The sequence below is a fragment of the Lutibacter citreus genome, from assembly GCF_003260195.1.
Taxonomy (GTDB): Bacteria; Bacteroidota; Bacteroidia; order Flavobacteriales; family Flavobacteriaceae; genus Lutibacter; species Lutibacter citreus.
This window is the reverse complement of sequence record NZ_QEIH01000001.1, coordinates 98,872-116,531: the sequence shown is the minus strand read 5'-3', so window position 1 is coordinate 116,531 and position 17,660 is coordinate 98,872. Positions and strand designations below refer to the sequence as shown.

15 protein-coding genes are annotated in these 17,660 nt (G+C 28.0%); 12 read left to right on the top strand and 3 right to left on the bottom strand.

Translation table 11 applies throughout. The features are described from left to right. Window positions 1-14: 14 nt before the first annotated feature. The 7 genes from DAD81_RS00385 to DAD81_RS00355 all read left to right on the top strand — a co-directional run bounded on the left by DAD81_RS00385 (window position 15) and on the right by DAD81_RS00355 (window position 5,727). Window positions 15-896, top strand: a complete 882-nt coding sequence (locus DAD81_RS00385) for a mechanosensitive ion channel family protein (protein ID WP_157961044.1) — start codon at window positions 15-17, stop codon at window positions 894-896. Window positions 897-1,216: 320 nt separating this feature from the next. Further along, entirely contained in the window at window positions 1,217-1,786 is a 570-nt protein-coding gene (locus DAD81_RS00380) for a porin family protein (RefSeq protein ID WP_111706244.1), read from the top strand. Between the two features lie 159 nt (window positions 1,787-1,945). Then, the gene (locus DAD81_RS00375) at window positions 1,946-2,290 is read left to right on the top strand and encodes a hypothetical protein (RefSeq protein ID WP_111706243.1); all 345 of its coding nucleotides are present in this window, start codon (window positions 1,946-1,948) and stop codon (window positions 2,288-2,290) included. A 60-nt stretch (window positions 2,291-2,350) separates the two neighbouring features. Continuing rightward, window positions 2,351-2,863: a hypothetical protein gene (locus DAD81_RS00370; protein WP_111706242.1), complete on the top strand. Its 513-nt coding sequence runs from the start codon at window positions 2,351-2,353 to the stop codon at window positions 2,861-2,863. Between the two features lie 180 nt (window positions 2,864-3,043). Continuing rightward, window positions 3,044-3,670, top strand: coding sequence for a hypothetical protein (locus tag DAD81_RS00365; RefSeq protein ID WP_111706241.1), 627 nt, complete (start codon window positions 3,044-3,046; stop codon window positions 3,668-3,670). Window positions 3,671-3,827: 157 nt separating this feature from the next. Next, window positions 3,828-5,015 (top strand): TIGR03862 family flavoprotein, encoded by a 1,188-nt coding sequence (locus DAD81_RS00360; RefSeq protein ID WP_111706240.1) that lies wholly within the window; start codon window positions 3,828-3,830, stop codon window positions 5,013-5,015. Between the two features lie 79 nt (window positions 5,016-5,094). Then, window positions 5,095-5,727: a LysE family translocator gene (locus DAD81_RS00355; RefSeq protein ID WP_111706239.1), complete on the top strand. Its 633-nt coding sequence runs from the start codon at window positions 5,095-5,097 to the stop codon at window positions 5,725-5,727. 338 nt (window positions 5,728-6,065) lie between these two features. Here the strand turns inward: DAD81_RS00355 and DAD81_RS00350 are convergent, their stop codons facing one another. Continuing rightward, entirely contained in the window at window positions 6,066-7,061 is a 996-nt protein-coding gene (locus tag DAD81_RS00350; protein WP_111706238.1) for an aldo/keto reductase, read from the bottom strand. Window positions 7,062-7,358: 297 nt separating this feature from the next. Next, a complete protein-coding gene (locus DAD81_RS00345) occupies window positions 7,359-7,883 on the bottom strand; it encodes a hypothetical protein (protein ID WP_157961043.1) in 525 nt (174 codons plus the stop codon). A gap of 501 nt (window positions 7,884-8,384) precedes the next feature. On the opposite strand from DAD81_RS00345, the gene DAD81_RS00340 reads away from it, so the two are divergent. From DAD81_RS00340 to DAD81_RS00315, 5 genes are all read left to right on the top strand, one after another. Continuing rightward, on the top strand, window positions 8,385-9,800 hold the full coding sequence (locus DAD81_RS00340; protein WP_111706236.1) for an alkaline phosphatase: 1,416 nt from the start codon (window positions 8,385-8,387) through the stop codon (window positions 9,798-9,800). 358 nt (window positions 9,801-10,158) lie between these two features. Continuing rightward, window positions 10,159-11,451 carry a phosphopyruvate hydratase gene (eno, locus tag DAD81_RS00335; RefSeq protein ID WP_111706235.1) on the top strand — a complete coding sequence of 431 codons (1,293 nt, stop codon included), beginning with the start codon at window positions 10,159-10,161 and terminating at the stop codon, window positions 11,449-11,451. A 222-nt stretch (window positions 11,452-11,673) separates the two neighbouring features. Then, the gene (gene ilvD, locus DAD81_RS00330) at window positions 11,674-13,365 is read left to right on the top strand and encodes a dihydroxy-acid dehydratase (RefSeq protein WP_111706234.1); all 1,692 of its coding nucleotides are present in this window, start codon (window positions 11,674-11,676) and stop codon (window positions 13,363-13,365) included. Window positions 13,366-14,406: 1,041 nt separating this feature from the next. Continuing rightward, window positions 14,407-16,056: a SulP family inorganic anion transporter gene (locus DAD81_RS00320; protein ID WP_111706232.1), complete on the top strand. Its 1,650-nt coding sequence runs from the start codon at window positions 14,407-14,409 to the stop codon at window positions 16,054-16,056. A 158-nt stretch (window positions 16,057-16,214) separates the two neighbouring features. Further along, entirely contained in the window at window positions 16,215-16,631 is a 417-nt protein-coding gene (locus DAD81_RS00315; RefSeq protein ID WP_111706231.1) for a hypothetical protein, read from the top strand. Between the two features lie 435 nt (window positions 16,632-17,066). Here the strand turns inward: DAD81_RS00315 and DAD81_RS00310 are convergent, their stop codons facing one another. Further along, window positions 17,067-17,423, bottom strand: a complete 357-nt coding sequence (locus DAD81_RS00310; RefSeq protein WP_111706230.1) for a hypothetical protein — start codon at window positions 17,421-17,423, stop codon at window positions 17,067-17,069. Window positions 17,424-17,660: the final 237 nt, after the last annotated feature.

The following is a 17,660-nucleotide window of genomic DNA, read 5'->3' as shown; positions in this document are numbered from 1 at the left end:
AAAAAAAATATTTAATGAATATAGACTTCAACAAGATTTTTAGTGATTATTTTGAACAAATAAGCACTCTAATTCCAAATGTAATTACAGGAATATTAATTTTAATAATAGCCATAACACTAGGGAAAATAGTTTATAAAATTATTGAAAAAACAACACAAAAAAGATGGCAAGATAATATTATGTCAAATTTTTTGGCACAAGTTATAAAGTGGTCCTTTTACCTATTTGGATTAATAATGGCATTAAACGTTATTGGTTTTACAAGTGTTGCAAGTACAGTTTTTGCAGGAGCTGGTGTTAGTGCAATAGTATTTGGTTTTGCATTTAAAGACATTGGAGAAAATTTTTTAGCCGGAATAATTTTAGCACTAAAACGCCCTTTTGAAATTGGAGATATTATTGAAGTTGGAGGAGATAAAGGTACCGTAAAAGATCTTGAATTAAGAACAACACACCTAAGGAACGCTGAGGGTAAGGATATTTACATTCCAAATTCATCTATATTAAAAAATACATTAATTAATTATACTAAGGATGGATTTCTTAGAATTAACTTTATGGTTGGTATTGCGCCTGAGTGTGATATTGATAAAACCCGTTTGTTAATATTAGATTACCTAAAAACTAATAAAACTATTCTAAAATCTCCAATACCTAGTGTTTTGGTTCAAGAATTAGGAGAATTTACAACCGATATTCAAGTGCTTTTTTGGGTAGATCTTTTAGTTAATAAAAATTTACCAGACACCTATTTAGGTCATAATACAAGAAGTAAAGCAATTACAGATGTTAAAAGAATTTTAGATGAAAACAACATTGAAATGCCTTCACAAGTTATAGAACATAAAATGTATAGACAAAATAAAATAACGATTCAAAATAGCTCGAATTAAATATCAAAAAAACAATTGATTTATAACTTATGTTGCTTTTTAGCCATTTAAAGAAAGTGCACAATGAATAAACTTACTTTTATTTAAATATTTAGAGCATTATTTATTGCAAATTACAGACTAATTTACTAATAATTATCTAGGTTTCTATTTAACTTGTGTTAAGTAAACCATAATTATTAACACCTATAAAAGACTTAAGTCCTCTCAAAATCTTAATATCTGTTAAAGTTGGTTAAAATAGGTTAAAGATACCCAAGAAATTATTCTAGATACAAAAAAAGCACTTGATTTGCTCATATTAATTTAAACTCATATTTATGAAAAAAGTATTACTCATAGCTGTAATTACAATTTTAGGATTAACCAATGTTAATGCACAAGACATTAATTTTGGTATTAAAGGAGGGCTTAACTTTGCATCAATAAGCGGTGATAACACCGAAAATATTGATCCTGTAACTGCTTTTAATTTGGGAATTATGTCTGAAATTCAAATTTCTAACAAATTTTCTTTTCAACCCGAACTAATGTTTTCCGGTGTTGGGTATAGTATTGAAGATGATACGGTTGCCTTAAATTATTTAAATATCCCTTTAATGGCGAAATATTATTTAACAAAAGGATTTAGTGTTGAAGCCGGTCCACAAATTGGATATTTACTTTCTGCTAAAAATGAAAGCGTAGATATTAAAGACTCTTTCAATTCAGTAGATTTTGGTTTGAATGTAGGAATCGGTTATAAACTAGACAACGGACTTAATTTTGGAGCAAGATATAATTTTGGACTGTCTGATATTAATAAATCTGATGTTGAAAACATAAACGGTTTCACTGGTAATAACAAAAATAGTGCATTACAAATATCTATTGGTTATTTCTTTTTTTAAGAAACAATAACTTCCCTTTTTTGAATACCTAAATAAATTAAATTATTTAGGTATTTTTATTTACAGCTTGGTTTTTAACATATATAAAATCCAACAAAAAATTATTCATCTTGCATTTGCTACCTCGGGTATTAAAAAACAATTACATAATAAGAAATCATGAAAAATATTGCAATTTTAATAATATTAACAATTTTAATTTCATGTAAATCAGAACCAAAAAAGGAATTAAAAACAGAGACAATAATAACAGATAATTTTGAAATAATTAATCCCATTGAAAATTCTAAAGCTACATTAATTTTGTTTGGTGGTTTTGGTGAAAAACCAGCTGATATAAAAAGAGAATTTAAAATTTTAGATAGTGCTAAAAAAAATAAAATATGTTTGGTTCTTATGAATTATAGCGATAAGATATGGCTTCTGGATAACGAAAAAAAGGATCTCGCAAAACTTTTACAAAACACCTTAAAAAAATACAATTTAAACCGAGAAGAAATATAAATTGGAGGATTTTCAAGTGGAGCAATTGTAAGCTTACACCTCAGCAATTATATTAAAGGAATGAAACAATTTAATATTAATCCTAAAGGAGTATTTATAATTGATTCTCCCATTGATCTTTTAGAATTACATAGAGCTGCTAAAAAAAATATTGATAAAAATTTTTCAGAAGTTGCAGTTAAAGAAAGTAACTGGATTATTAATACGCTTAATAAAAAATTAGGAAATCCTAAAAAAGGAATTTCTAATTATGAAAAATATTCCGTTTATACATTAGAATCTAATTACACTAAAAACCTAAGTAAACTTAAAAATACAAAAATCAGATTATACACTGAACCAGATAAAAAATGGTGGAAAGAGAATAGAATGGCAGATTATGAACAAACAAATGCCTATCAAATTAAAAAACTTTCGGAATCTTTAAAAGCATTAAATTTTAAAAGTGTAGAATACATTCCAACTAAAAATAAAGGATATAGAGCTAATGGTAAAAGACACCCACATAGCTGGTCTATTATAGATAAAGATGATTTAATAAATTGGATTTTAAATAAAAATAAATGTATCTAAAACGCTAAAAAAATTATTTAAGTATAATATTGGGTGCGTTTATAAACCTGCTACTTCCCTTACTCTAAATCTTTTCAAATAACCTAAAGTAACAAACCTCTACTCTATTCGTCTTCATAAAACAGAAACATATTAGATTTAAAAATCTATATTTTCATAATTCTTCAACTTTTGTAACTTATGAATAGCATTAAGGAAAAAATATTACCTCAAATTTTTATTATTTATACCCGATATTTAATTGGAGGAGCCTTTGTTTTTGCTAGTCTAATAAAAATCAAAGGAAAGCGATTTACATCTCAAAGTGGTGAATTGAATCCTATAAATAGTGCTTGGCATTTTTTTGAAACAATGTACCAATCTGGATTATATTGGAAATTCATTGGAGTTTGCCAATTAATAGCTGGTTTTTTATTAATGACGCAAAGATTCTCTAAACTTGGAGCGTTAATTAATCTACCCATTATATTAAATATTTTCATAATTACTTTATCGTATTATTTTGCCTATACACCAGTAATTACTAGATTTATGCTTATAGCAAATCTATTACTCATTTTTTGGGAATGGAACGATTTTAAAATCATATTCAATTTAACTCCAAATATTGATAAAAGTGTTCGATTAGAAAAAGATTATTTATGGCAAATAATTGGATTAATTTTATTTCTTTTTACATTTACCTATAGATTATTTATTGATAACTATAATATTATATTTTGGATTATTACTTGTTTTTTAATTGGGCTCACTGGGTTAGTAATAGGATTATATAGAGAAAGAAAAAACAAGCTATCACAAGCTTAATCCTTTTTAAGATTTATTTTATTTTCATAAAATTGGTCTACTTTATAAACAAAAATTTCACCGTTTAACAAACTCCGTAACTTTTAAAAGAAAGTTACATTATATACTATAATAAAAATGTTTTTAACCTCACTTTAATAATAACTATTTTTGTGTTATGAAAAAACAAATTACCATTATAGGAGGTGGACCATCAGCTTTATTATTGGCCGCTTTTTTAGATGCTGAAAAATTTTCTATTACCATCTATGAAAAAAACAAAACCACGGGTCGTAAATTTTTAGTTGCTGGTAAAGGTGGTTTCAACTTAACACATTCAGAACCAATTAATCAACTTATTAAACGTTATTCACCTACTAACTTCTTAGACAAAGCGTTACTTAATTTTACCAATACTAATTTTAGAAATTGGCTCGATCAAATTGGAATTCCAACATACATAGGAAGCAGTAAAAGAGTATATCCAATAGAGGGAATTAAGCCAATAGCAGTACTGAATGCAATTCTCAATACACTCAAAGAAAAAGGAGTTAATTTTAAGTATGAACATACTTTTTCTGGTTGGAATAATGATAATAATCCTATTATTAATAACAAAATAACACCAACAGATTATACCGTATTTTCTTTAGGAGGAGGAAGCTGGAAAGTTACTGGATCTGATGGGAAATGGCTGGATACCTTTTCTAAAAAAGGAATTAAAACAAAACCATTTCAAGCATCAAACTGCGGCTATCAAATTAATTGGAAATTAAACTTTATTGAAAAACATGAGGGAACTCCTTTAAAAAACATTGCTATTTCTTGCAATACTAGTATTCAAAAGGGAGAAGCAGTTATTACAACGTTTGGATTGGAAGGAAATGCAATTTACGGACTAAGTCCACAAATTAGAGAACAGTTAAATACAAATTCAAAAGCAACTATTTTTATAGATTTTAAACCAACGTTAACCTTAGAAAATGTTCATTCTAAATTAAAAACATCTATCTATAAAAATACAACTCAAATATTAAAAAAAGAGCTTAAACTAAGTGCTCCTCAAATAGATTTACTAAAGATTTATCTTTCTAAAGAATCTTATTTAAACACAGAATCATTAGCTAAAAACATTAAAAACTTCCCTTTAGAAATACTAAATACGGCATCTATAGATGAAGCAATCTCTACTGTTGGAGGGATTGATTTAAATGGAATTTCTAAAAATTTTGAAATTAAAAATATATCCAATCAATTCTGTATTGGTGAAATGTTAGATTGGGATGCCCCAACTGGCGGATATTTATTACAAGCTTGCGCAAGTACAGGCGTATATTTAGCTAATTATTTAAATAAAAATGGCTAAAGCCCAATTAAAAGAGATTCCTAAAGTACTCGTTTTTTTTATTTAAATTTGAACTACCTCTAAAAACACACACCTTAAAATGAGCGGAATAGAAAATTATTTAGGTTTTATTATTGCTGGAATCATTATGAATCTAACACCTGGAGCAGATACTATTTACATAATCACACGCAGTATTGCTCAAGGAAAAAAAGCTGGAATCTATTCTGTACTAGGAATTGGAAGTGGAGCAATAATTCACATTACATTGGCTGGGTTTGGCCTTTCTGTACTTTTAGCGAAATCAATATTACTCTTCAACATTATAAAATTAATTGGAGCATTGTATCTGATTTATTTAGGTGTAAAGATGCTTTTAGATAATTCTAAATTGTTTACTGATGAAAAAATAGAATTTAATAAAACTGACTTATGGAAAATATACCGACAAGGATTTATAACAAATTTAATGAATCCAAAAGTTGCAATTTTCTTTCTGTCTTTATTACCTCAATTTATTAAACCTGAATATGTAAATAGTCCAATTCCTTTTTTAATTCTAGGCTTAACTTTTCTAACTACAGGAACAATTTGGTGTTTATTTTTGGCTTATTCAGCATCATTTATGACTAACACCTTAAGAGAAAATGACCGGATTGGAAAAATCTTAAAAAAAGTAAGCGGATTTGTTTTCATAAGTTTGGGATTACAACTATTATTAAAACGCAATTGATAAATTAGCACTTAAATACAAATTATACCCAACACTACACTAATGATAATAAGAAAATAACCTTTAAAGATTATTTTAAAAAATTACTTTCTCAGATTATTAAGACTCCTAAAAACACTTTTGTAGATAAAATTAATTTTGAATCCCAGAAAAAAATCTATAATTCTATTGAAAAATCAACTTTTAATAAAATTTGAAGATTTGGAATATCTACTTGCTTAAATAATAAACTAAAAAGGATGTATTAGTTTAATACATCCTTTTTGTTATTAGACCGAAAAACCTAGAGACATTAATCTTTAAATCTTCAATTGCTTATAGCCTTTTCAAATTATCGCTTATGAAATCAAAACTAATTGATTCAAATGACGATTGATTATATCAATTTCTTCCGCAGTTAAACTTGCATCCGTAGCTTTTGCATTCTGAATTGCTTGTTGTGCATTTCTTGCTCCAACTAAAGTAATGCTAATACCTGGTTGCTCAAGTGTCCATAAAATAACAAGCTGTCCTAATGTTAATCCTTTTGCATCAGCTATAGGTTTAATTTTTTGCAGAAATTCATTGGTACGTCTAAGATTCTCATCTTTAAAAAAATACATAGATGCACGTTGATCTCCTTCTCCAAATTTATATCCTGGTTTCATCTTCCCCGTTAATAAACCTCTTTCAAGTGGACTGTAAGCCAGAATCCCTTTTCCATTTTCAATGCAATAGGGAACAACTTTTTCTTCAATATCTCGCAATACCATACTGTATGGAACCTGGTTAGATACCAGATTAGTGTATTTCTCTGCCTCGGCTAACTGTTCTATATTATAATTACAAACACCTGCATAACGAATTTTCCCTTGCTTAATCAACAGGTTAACCGCCTCCATTGTTTCTTCAATTGGAGTAGTAATGTCTGGCCAGTGAAGTTGGTAAAGGTCAATATAATCAGTTCCTAATCTTTTTAAGCTATCTTCACACTCTTTAATAATACTTTCTTTACCTGCATATTTGTAAATATCAACGTCTTTTCCACTATTATCTTTACTTTTAAATACCAAGCTACCTTTTGCTAAGTCCCATCGCATACCAAACTTAGAGAGAATTTGTACTTTATCCCTTGGAATGTCTTTTATTGCTTCTCCAACAATTTTCTCACTAATTCCCATACCATATACTGGAGCAGTATCTATGGATGTAACTCCTAAATCATAAGAGGCTTTTATCGCTTCTACAGCAGTATTATGTTCTGTACCTCCCCATAACCAACCTCCAATGGCAAATGAACCAAATGTTACGGCAGATAGTTTAAGGTCCGTGTTTCCTAATTTTCTATATTTCATGAGTGTAAATATTTATTTATTATTAATATTTAATTTGCAGGTTCTGCCACAACGTTTAAAAATAAATAACGTAAAGACTGAGTTTTGCAAATTAAATAGGTAATCTTTCTTTATGATTGATACAATTTTAATTGTAATTAGTTTTATAATTTTTAAGTTAACCTATTATAGAAGTTTTAGGTTTCAAACTTGTTTGCAAGTAATTCTTTAAGATCCTAAAATGCAACTAGAAGCTTAATAGAAAACTTGTGTCTATTTATATAAATAAACATACAAAAGTAATTTATTTATATAAATTTAGTGACTATTTCTATTAAGTTCTACATATTTTTTTACTTTCGGAATCCTTAAATAATATTCTTCATCTAAATAAGCACATATTTGAGAAGAATTAATTTCTGTTAATCTTTCTAATAGTTCTATTTCCTCTTGTTTAGTTAATTTTTCTGAACAAATAAATTCAAAAAGGCCTTCAACCAATATTTTTTCAATATTTACATTTTTTTCAATTTCTATTTGTTCTATTATTTTTTCAATTCCAAGTTTCAAAATATTTAAGTCAAATTCTAAAATTTCAAATTCTACAAAATCACATAAAATTTTGGAAGCAAATTTTCTTGTCTTATCATTTGGTGATTGAATGTCTCTAATTAAACGGTTAAAAAAATCTATATCTGAAACCTTATCTCCAAAAGAAATATACTCTTCTGCAATTCTCTCTATACTACTTTCACTATCAAAACTAACAGTGTATTTTTCAACCATATTTTCAGAACACCATCCATTTAATTCTAGAATGATTCCTGTTTTTTTTGAATTCATTAATTGAAATTTGTGACCTATAAATGTTTTCTTCATTTTATTGTCAAATTACTGTTAGTGATTTAAAGTTATGATTTTATTGCTACAAATCAATAAGAATTTTGATTCAAGAAATCTAATTTACAAAAAGAATATTGTGTAATTACCGAACCTATTAATGAATTATACGTTTTATTAACTGTAATAATTAGTTTTAATAATCATATTAAATGATGTATAAAACTGATTTATACAAATCGTTTTCCAAAATAACAAAAGACATTCGTTTAATTTTCTTTATCATTCTTTCCTCTCCTATTCCTTATATTAATCTCTTTTCAAATTCATTAAATTCAGTACTTAAATAAAGTAAGACAACTTTAAAAATTAATGTTAATGAAAACTCACATCAAAATTCATAATAACAACATTAAGCCACTCCTTTTTAAGTAACCTAAAACACACAAAATAATTCTGATTTTGTTATATTTAGGGCTATTTTTTTACACAAAATTATAATTTATGAATAGAAGAAAATTTTTTAGAAACGGGTCACTTTTTGCCCTTGGCTCAACATTATTAAACCCCTTTGATTTAGGTGCAACAACTCTAGATCTTGATGTAATAAATAAAAATAAAATAGCAAAAAATATAATTATTCTAGTAAGTGACGGTATGAGTACTGGAACTTTAAACATGGCCGATTTATACCTTTCAAGAAAAACAGGAAAGGGAACTAATTGGCTTCAATTATATAAAGATAACAAAGCTAGCAGAGCCCTAATGGATATGGCTTCGGCAAGTTCTATTGTTACAGATTCTGCTGCTGCAAGTTCTTCTTGGGGAGGTGGTTTTAGAATAAAAAATGGAGGTTTAAATGTTGGAACTAAAGGCGAAGAATACCTTCCAATTTGGCAAAAATTTAAAATGGCTGGTAAAATGGCCGGATGTGTAACTACCGTTCCAATAACGCATGCTACACCTGCAGGTTTTTGTGTAAATAGTAAAAGTAGAAATGACCAAGAAGGTATTGCTGAAAAATATTTAAAGCTAAAATTTGATATTATGATGGGAGGAGGAAATAATTATTTTTCTCCTGAGTATAGAAAAGATAAGGTGGATATGTATCAAAAATTTGAAGCTGCAGGTTATCAAGTTGTTAAAACTAGAGATGAAATGTTGAAAACAACTAATAGAAAACCAATTTTAGGTGTTTTTAATAATGATGGATTACCTTATACTATTGATAGAAATAATAGTAAAGAGCTTACTCAAAAAATTCCAACTTTGGGGGAAATGACACAAAAGGCAATTGACCGAATGAAAAATAATGAAAAAGGTTTTGTGTTACAAGTAGAAGCAGGAAAAGTAGATTGGGCAGCTCACGGAAATGATATTGCTGGGTTAATATACGACCAAACAGCACATGATGAAGCTGTTAAAGTAGCAATGGATTTTGCCGAAAAAGATGAAAATACACTTGTAATAATTACCACAGATCATGGAAACTCTAACCCTGGTGTAATTTATGGTAAAAAAGCTGACAAACAATTTGATAGCATTCAAAACTATAAACACACCAACGATTGGATTTTAAATGGTTTTGGAAAGGAAACTTCAATTTCTCAAATTAAAGAAAGAATTGAATTCGCTAATAATTTTGCAGTAACAGACGAAGAAGCTAAATTACTTTTAGGCTATTATACTTCTATTAAAGCTGAAGATGGCTTATATAATTATAAACATTTACCATTTAATGAATTAGCCCAAATTCAAAAACAACACAATTCAGTTGGATGGATTAGTATGAATCACTCAGCCGATTATGTTGAATTAGCTATGTTTGGTCCTGGAAGTAATTTATTAAAACCATTTATTAAAAATACTGATTTACATTATTTAATGTTAGAAGCTGCTGAGGTTGAAAACAACTACTAACCCAACTTCAATTAATTAATTTAAGAATAACACAACATTTAAACATCTATTTTTCATGTAGATATTTATTTTTCTAATTTAAAATAGAAGGAACAGAATAAAATATTATTTGGATAGAAATTTATAATTTAAAACAATTTTAACAATCTAGTATATTATAATTTTCTAATTTTGAGTATCAATTAAAAACTGCAAAACTCTTAGTATAATTTCTATTTATACATACCTGTTTTACATATTTATTCAACAATAAAGAACATGATTTTTTATTTTAAAAAAATTATCTGCTAGGTAATAAAATGCCTTATGAAATTATTTTTAATAAAAATGATGAAATTAAATATAGAAAACATACATCATGAAAATCCAAAAAATTGAAGCAATCGAAATACTCGATTCAAGAGGAAACCCTACCGTAGAAGTAAACTTAAAATTAGAAGACGGAGCAAGTGCTAGAGCTATGGTTCCAAGTGGAGCATCAACCGGTGAGCGGGAAGCTACTGAGTTAAGGGATGGAGATATGAGCCGCTATGGTGGTAAAGGTGTTTTAAAGGCTGTTAATAATGTTAACACGGTTATTGCAAAAGCCATTGAAAACAAATGTTTTACAAACCAGCGAGAACTAGATTACTTTTTAATAGAACTAGACGGCACAAATAATAAAGCAAAATTAGGAGCAAACGCAATACTTGGTGTTTCTATGGCTTTTGCTCGAGCAAAGGCATTAAGTTCGCGTATTCCTTTATACCAATATTTAGGTGGTAGCAATGCTCACATAATGCCTGTTCCTTGTATGAACGTTATTAATGGAGGAAGACATGCCGACAATACAATAGATTTTCAAGAATTTATGATTGCACCTCATAATGCACCATCTTTTAAAGAATCTATTCGTATGGGAGAAGAAGTTTTTCATTCATTAAAAGCAGTATTAAAAGCTAAGGGTTTTAGTACTGGTGTTGGAGATGAAGGAGGATTTGCACCAGATTTAAAATCAAACGAACAAGCAGTTGAAATGATTTTAGAAGGAATAAATAAAGCCGGATATACACCAGGAAAAGATGTAAGTATTTGTATAGACCCTGCAACAAGTGAAATGTGGGAAAATGGTAAATACAAATTTTTTAAAAGTTCTCAAAAATTAGTTTCAAGTGATGATATGATTAAGCTTTGGGAAAGTTGGGTAAGCCAATATCCTATTGTTTTGTTAGAAGATGGTTTAGCTGAAAATGATTGGGAAGGTTGGAAAAATATGACAGATACTATTGGTAATAAAATTGAAGTTGTAGGTGATGATTTATTCTGTACAAATAAAGCGATACTAACTGAAGGAATTAATAAAGGCGTTGCAAATTCAATTTTAATTAAATTGAATCAAATAGGAACTGTAACTGAAACACTAGAAACTATAGAGCTTGCCAATAAAAATTCATACAATTGTTTTGTTTCTCATAGAAGTGGTGAAACGGTAGATAGTTTTATTGCAGATTTAACAGTTGGTGTTAATGCTGGACATTTAAAAACTGGTAGTGGTTGCCGTGGAGAACGTATAGAAAAATTCAATCAACTTATAAGAATTGAAAATGAATTAGGAAAAGCATCCAATTTTGCAGGTTTTAAAGCATTTAAAAATACGGGGTTATTACATTAGGTAAATATTAAACAATATACAGCAAAGAGTTATATTTATAACTGCTTTTGTTATTTTAACAAAGAATACTAAATTTAGGGGTTGATTTCCTTTTCAATAAGTCTTAAGACTAACGGCAACGAAAATCAACCCCTAAATTTTTGTTTGTCATACAATTAGCTATAAGTAAAAGATTAAAAAAAGTAAGAGATATTATAAATTATAAATAGAAATTCAAGTATTATGAGAAGTGATGAAGTGAAAAAAGGACATCAAAGAGCCCCACATAGGTCATTATTTAGAGCAACGGGATTAGTTGATGAAGATTTTGATAAACCGTTTATAGGAGTTGCAAACTCCTTTATTGAAATTATTCCTGGGCACTTTTTTTTAGACAGAGTATCAAGAGTCATAAAAGAAGAAATTAAAGCGAATGGTTGTGTTCCTTTTGAATTTAATACAATAGGTGTTGATGACGGTATTGCAATGGGCCATGATGGTATGTTGTTTTCATTACCTTCTAGAGAGATTATTGCAAACTCTATAGAAACAGTTATGAATGCTCATAAGTTAGATGCTATGATTGCCATTCCAAACTGTGACAAAATTGTTCCAGGTATGATAATGGGAGCTTTAAGAGTAGATGTGCCAACCATATTTGTAAGTGGAGGGCCTATGAAAAAAGGATATACTAAAGATGGTACTCCTATAGATCTTGCTACCGCATTTGAAGCTGTTGGAAAATACGAAGCTGGTGAAATGACTGATGAAGAGTTGAACGACATTGAGTGTAATGCTTGCCCTAGTGGAGGTAGTTGCTCAGGAATGTTTACTGCAAACTCAATGAATACGCTAATGGAAGCAATGGGAATAGCTCTTCCCGGAAATGGAACTATTGTAGCACTAACTAAAGAACGAGAAGAACTTTACAGAAAAGCAGCAAGAAGAATTTGTGAAATAGCAAAGAACAAAGCTTTAACTGAAAAATTTAAACTGAAAAACATATTGAATGAAAATGCTGTAAGAAATGCATTTGCAGTAGATATGGCTATGGGTGGTAGCTCAAACACTGTGCTACATATGTTAGCTATTGCCAAAGAAGCAGAAGTTAATTTTAATCTTGAAGATATTAATCACATCTCTAAAAAAGTATCTCACATTGCTAAAATATCACCTAGTTTATCAACGGTGCATATGGAAGATATTAACACTGCAGGTGGTGTAAATGCTGTAATGAAAGAAATGACCAAAAGAGGTGATAATATCTTAAATGACAACTTAACAATTACAGGAGAAACAGTATTCGAAAAAATAAAAGATGCTTTTATTAAAGATACTTCTATTATTCACACCATAGATAATCCATATTCTAAAGTAGGTGGATTAGCAATTTTATACGGAAACTTGGCAGAACAAGGAGCTGTTATTAAAACCGCTGGAATTATTGGCGCTAGAGCTTTAAAAGGAACGGCAGTATGCTTTAATGGTCAGCAGGAATGCATTGATGGAATTTTAGGAGGCAAAGTGAAAGCTGGTGACGTTGTTGTTATTAGATACGAAGGACCTAAAGGAGGACCTGGTATGCAAGAAATGTTAGCGCCAACTTCATTAATTATGGGAATGGGATTAGGTGATAAAGTTGCATTAATTACAGATGGTAGATTTAGCGGAGCAACTAGAGGAGCTAGTATTGGACACGTAAGTCCTGAAGCTGCTGAAGGTGGTATGATTGGATTGCTAAAAGATGGTGATGAAATACATATTGATGTAGATAAATATATTTTATCAGTAAATTTAACTGATGATGAAATTGAAAAAAGAAGAACTGAATTTACTCCATTAAAAAAAGAACTAAAATCTAGCTGGTTGAAACAATATAGAGCATTAGTAACTAATGCTAGTAGTGGTGCTATTTTAAAGACAGATTTATTCTAAAATAAAAAGTATGTTTAGGTCTAAATTACTATTGTAAAACATTTATTTAAAAAATTCAATTTGTAATTTCAACCTAAACATACTTCCATATTCTATATATATTAACGCAAATAAAAACTAAACTGCCTTTCATAGATTCTCTAATAAATGAAGAGAAATTCATTTTTTTATAACCATTTGAACACGTATTAAAAAAATAACCAAATGAAATTTGAACAATTAAAGAAGAAATACCAATAATATATTAATAACAAAGCAAAAAAATAAGCCTTTTTAGTTTTATCTCTATAGCTACAGTACCCGAAATGGCTGTAAAAAATCCTATAAAATTTCTCCTCTAATATTTACAACTACTCAGGATTATAATTCACTTTTTTTTTCTAAATTTGCCCCACTCCTAAAATATTTTAAAAGTATTAATTTTTATTAACTGTATATCCAACATTAAACGTGGGATAAACGCAGGCGATTTCACTATTTAAAAATTTAGAAGTAATTAAAAGACTAAAAAATTTAAAGATGACTAAACCATAAGAGAATATCTTTTATGCATTTATAGGAATAACTACTTTAATTAGTATGGGTTTTATACTATTTAATACAGATTTCAAAATTTTGATTTTTACCCAATTGATAGTTCTTTAGGGATTATCACTTTTCTTAAAAGGAATAAAAAATTCAGGATTTATTGAAAATGATTTTAAAAAACTTGGATTTATAATCATATCTAAAAGACCTTTAAAATCTTCTGAAAGAGAACTTGATTTTGAGACAAAAATTTTAATTAAAAATAAGTTTTTAAGAGTTTTTACCGTAAAAGACAAAAATAAGAGATTCCTAGAATAGAAAACACAAGTTATTGAAAAGAAAAATGGAACGATTGAAATAATGATTAGACACAAAAAAACTATTACCTACAGCACCTAAAATTTAGGCTCCTATTACACTTATAAATATTCAAAAAAATCGATTTATAACAACTAAAAAATCTTCGATTTTATAGTCGTATAAATTATATAAAAAACCTTTTAAACATAAATAATGAAAAAAGAATTCACCCCTAAATTATTCTCCCTAATAAAACAAGGGATCTCTAAAGAAACCTTCACAAAAGATGTGCTGTCTGGTTTAATTGTAGGGATTGTTGCGCTGCCTTTAGCTATTGCTTTTGCCATTGCTTCTGGAGTTTCTCCCGAAAAAGGGATTATCACTGCAATTATTGCAGGTATTATAATTTCAACTTTTGGTGGTAGTAGAGTACAAATTGGAGGCCCAACAGGTGCATTTATTGTAATTGTATATGGTGTTATTCAATTATACGGAATAGATGGATTAATTATAGCCACATTTATAGCTGGATTTTTAATGATTGGAATGGGACTTTTACGCCTTGGAAATTTACTTAAATTTATTCCCTATTCGTTAATTGTTGGTTTTACAAGTGGAATTGCATTAATTATATTGTCATCACAAATTAATGATCTTTTAGGACTTGACATAGATAAAGTTCCCGCTGATTTTATAGATAAATGGACAGTATATTTTGAGAATTTCAATCATATTAATTGGTATGCTATTTCAATTGCCGCTGCTACAATTCTTATAACTATTTATTTTCAAAAAATAGTAAAAAAAATCCCAGGATCTATTATTGCAATTTTAATAACCACAATTATTGTACAAATTCTTGATATTCCTGTTGATACTATTGAAAGTAACTTTGGCGAAATTCCTAACCATTTTAATTTACCTCATATACCAAAAGTTAACTTTGATACCATTCAAGCACTTATACAACCTGCATTTGCAATCGCTATTTTAGGAAGTATAGAATCTTTACTTTCTGCAGTTGTATCAGATTCAATGATTGGAGGGAAACACCGTTCAAATATGGAATTAATGGCTATGGGTGGCGCCAATATTGTATCAGCTTTATTTGGAGGAATCCCTGCTACAGGAGCTATTGCAAGAACAGCTACCAATGTAAAAAACGGAGGTAGAACTCCAATTGCAGGTATTGTACATGCGCTTATTTTATTAGCAATAATGCTTTTATTTGGACCTTACGCAAAATTAATACCTCTTTCTTGTCTTGCAGGAATATTGGTCGTTATTGCATATCATATGAGTGAATGGCGTCAATTTAAGTCTATACTAAAAGGTAATAGAATGGACATTATTATTTTATTAACTACATTCTTTTTAACAGTTATTTTTGATTTAGTTATTGCCATAGAAATTGGTATGGTTCTTTCAAGTTTTATGTTTATGAAAAGAATGAGTGAATCTGTTCATGTTAAAAATTTAACAGCTGAAACAAGGGATACAGAAAATTTATTTGACGAAGAATTAATAGAAATACCTAAAGATGTATTACTATATGAAATTAATGGCCCTCTATTTTTTGGAGCCGCTCGCCAATTCCAAGAAACCGTAACAAATACAAATTTAGAACCTAAGTATATTATTATAAGAATGCGTTATGTCCCTCTTATTGATGCTACCGGATATCAAAGTATGAAGGAAATTGTAAAAACATTTAAAGAAAGAGGTATAACAATAATTATATCTGGTGTAAATGACAATCTAAGAAAAGACTTTAAAAAGAATGGCATGTTTACAATATTAAAAGAAAAATATGTGGTGAAAAATATTAAAGAAGCCATAGAAAAAGCAACTATGAAAAAATAAATTTCAAATTTAATTTATGAAGCCTTAACTTTTATAGTTCTTATAAAAATAAATTTAATTTACAACATGGCTTCGAATATATAAACAAAATAATTCCCGTAAAACATTATGTTTCTATACTAGAAAACACTTAATTTTATACATCAAAAAAAACAGTATTGGAAAGCAGAACAGATTTTATTTTACGAGAAATTGAACAGTTAGGATTATTTTTAAAAAAATTAATTCAAGAAGTTAATGAAGTTGATTCAAATGAAGCTGAAGATACAATTAACAAAACAAGTGAAGTACTAAAAGCACAATTTCAAATATCTATTAGTGAAATTATTGAGTTAAACAAGAATGAATTGACTCATAAAATAAACAATCTGCATGAATCACATATTGAAAAATTTGCGGAATTAATAAATGAGATTGTTAAAAAGTTGAGTATTATTGGTAAAAGTGAATATAAATTCAACAAAAAAGAACTAGCTAGTAAAGCAATTTTCTTAATTGAATATTTAGATAGTAAATCAGATACTTTTTCAATTTCAAGAATGAATTTAAAAAAAAAATTACAACAAAATTTATAATTTATGCTTAAATTTGAAGTAATAAAAACGATTTAGAGCAACAAACAACCTACAAATTTTAAGTTGCACAAATTATTATAAAAGTCTATTGTAATTAATCGCTGATATTAGACAACAAATCCTCGATTCGAGTTTTAATCAGTTACCCCTGAATTGAATTGTTGGATTAAATAAATGAAAAATAAAATTTAATAAATAATATCATGGCAAAAAGTAAAGACTCAAGAAAAAACGTTAAAAAAGAGGCTGTAAAAACTCCAAAAGAGAAAAAAGCAGAAAAGAAACTTAAGAAATCTAATAAAAGTTAATTGTAACTCAAATGATTCTAAAGTAAAATTGAGATTTAAATAAAATTTCTAAAGATCACGTTTTAATTAAAAAAGCTGTAAGAATAAATCTTACAGCTTTTTAATTAAAATAATAGAAAAATTAATATTATTTCTTTAAGGCTTTTCTACCTTTTGATTTTGCATATGATTGCTCTTTTGTTAAAACTTCACTTTTAAGAACTTTCCCAAATTCTGAATATAATGCTTTAATTTTAGTTTGTTTTTCTGCCTTATCTTTAACTGTTTTTCTTACGTTGTTAATCTTTTTCTGATTTTCAATAAATGCTTCTTTATAAGCTTTTTCTTGTTTTGCATCTAATTTAGCTCCTCCTCCAGCTTCTAATTGTTGATTAACCTCAGCCATTTTTTTAACTGCCAATGCAGACATTTTATCTTGAGAAAACCCAGATAACGTAATTGTAAAAATAAATACTAATGATAAAAGTAATTTTAAATGTTTCATATTAAATTTTGGTTTAATGTTTTAACAAACTTCGCTATTAAATTATTAATGTACCAAAACATATGATTTTTATCTTACTACATATTACTTGTAAACTACTAATTATATAGGAAATTGTTACTATTTTCAATATTCACTTCCTGCTATTACAACACTTTTAAAATAAAATGATATTTTATTTAGTACAAAATTGAAAGAAAAACACAAATTTTAACAGTTTTATCTAAATTAATTTAA

Bases quoted from the DNA above. Each gene is read 5' to 3' on its own strand.
- DAD81_RS00385 (WP_157961044.1), top strand. From the start codon at position 15: ATGAATATAGACTTCAACAAGATTTTTAGTGATTATTTTGAACAAATA.
- DAD81_RS00380 (WP_111706244.1), top strand. From the start codon at position 1,217: ATGAAAAAAGTATTACTCATAGCTGTAATTACAATTTTAGGATTAACC.
- DAD81_RS00375 (WP_111706243.1), top strand. From the start codon at position 1,946: ATGAAAAATATTGCAATTTTAATAATATTAACAATTTTAATTTCATGT.
- DAD81_RS00370 (WP_111706242.1), top strand. From the start codon at position 2,351: ATGAAACAATTTAATATTAATCCTAAAGGAGTATTTATAATTGATTCT.
- DAD81_RS00365 (WP_111706241.1), top strand. From the start codon at position 3,044: ATGAATAGCATTAAGGAAAAAATATTACCTCAAATTTTTATTATTTAT.
- DAD81_RS00360 (WP_111706240.1), top strand. From the start codon at position 3,828: ATGAAAAAACAAATTACCATTATAGGAGGTGGACCATCAGCTTTATTA.
- DAD81_RS00355 (WP_111706239.1), top strand. From the start codon at position 5,095: ATGAGCGGAATAGAAAATTATTTAGGTTTTATTATTGCTGGAATCATT.
- DAD81_RS00350 (WP_111706238.1), bottom strand. From the start codon at position 7,061: ATGAAATATAGAAAATTAGGAAACACGGACCTTAAACTATCTGCCGTA.
- DAD81_RS00345 (WP_157961043.1), bottom strand. From the start codon at position 7,883: ATGAATTCAAAAAAAACAGGAATCATTCTAGAATTAAATGGATGGTGT.
- DAD81_RS00340 (WP_111706236.1), top strand. From the start codon at position 8,385: ATGAATAGAAGAAAATTTTTTAGAAACGGGTCACTTTTTGCCCTTGGC.
- eno (WP_111706235.1), top strand. From the start codon at position 10,159: ATGAAAATCCAAAAAATTGAAGCAATCGAAATACTCGATTCAAGAGGA.
- ilvD (WP_111706234.1), top strand. From the start codon at position 11,674: ATGAGAAGTGATGAAGTGAAAAAAGGACATCAAAGAGCCCCACATAGG.
- DAD81_RS00320 (WP_111706232.1), top strand. From the start codon at position 14,407: ATGAAAAAAGAATTCACCCCTAAATTATTCTCCCTAATAAAACAAGGG.
- DAD81_RS00310 (WP_111706230.1), bottom strand. From the start codon at position 17,423: ATGAAACATTTAAAATTACTTTTATCATTAGTATTTATTTTTACAATT.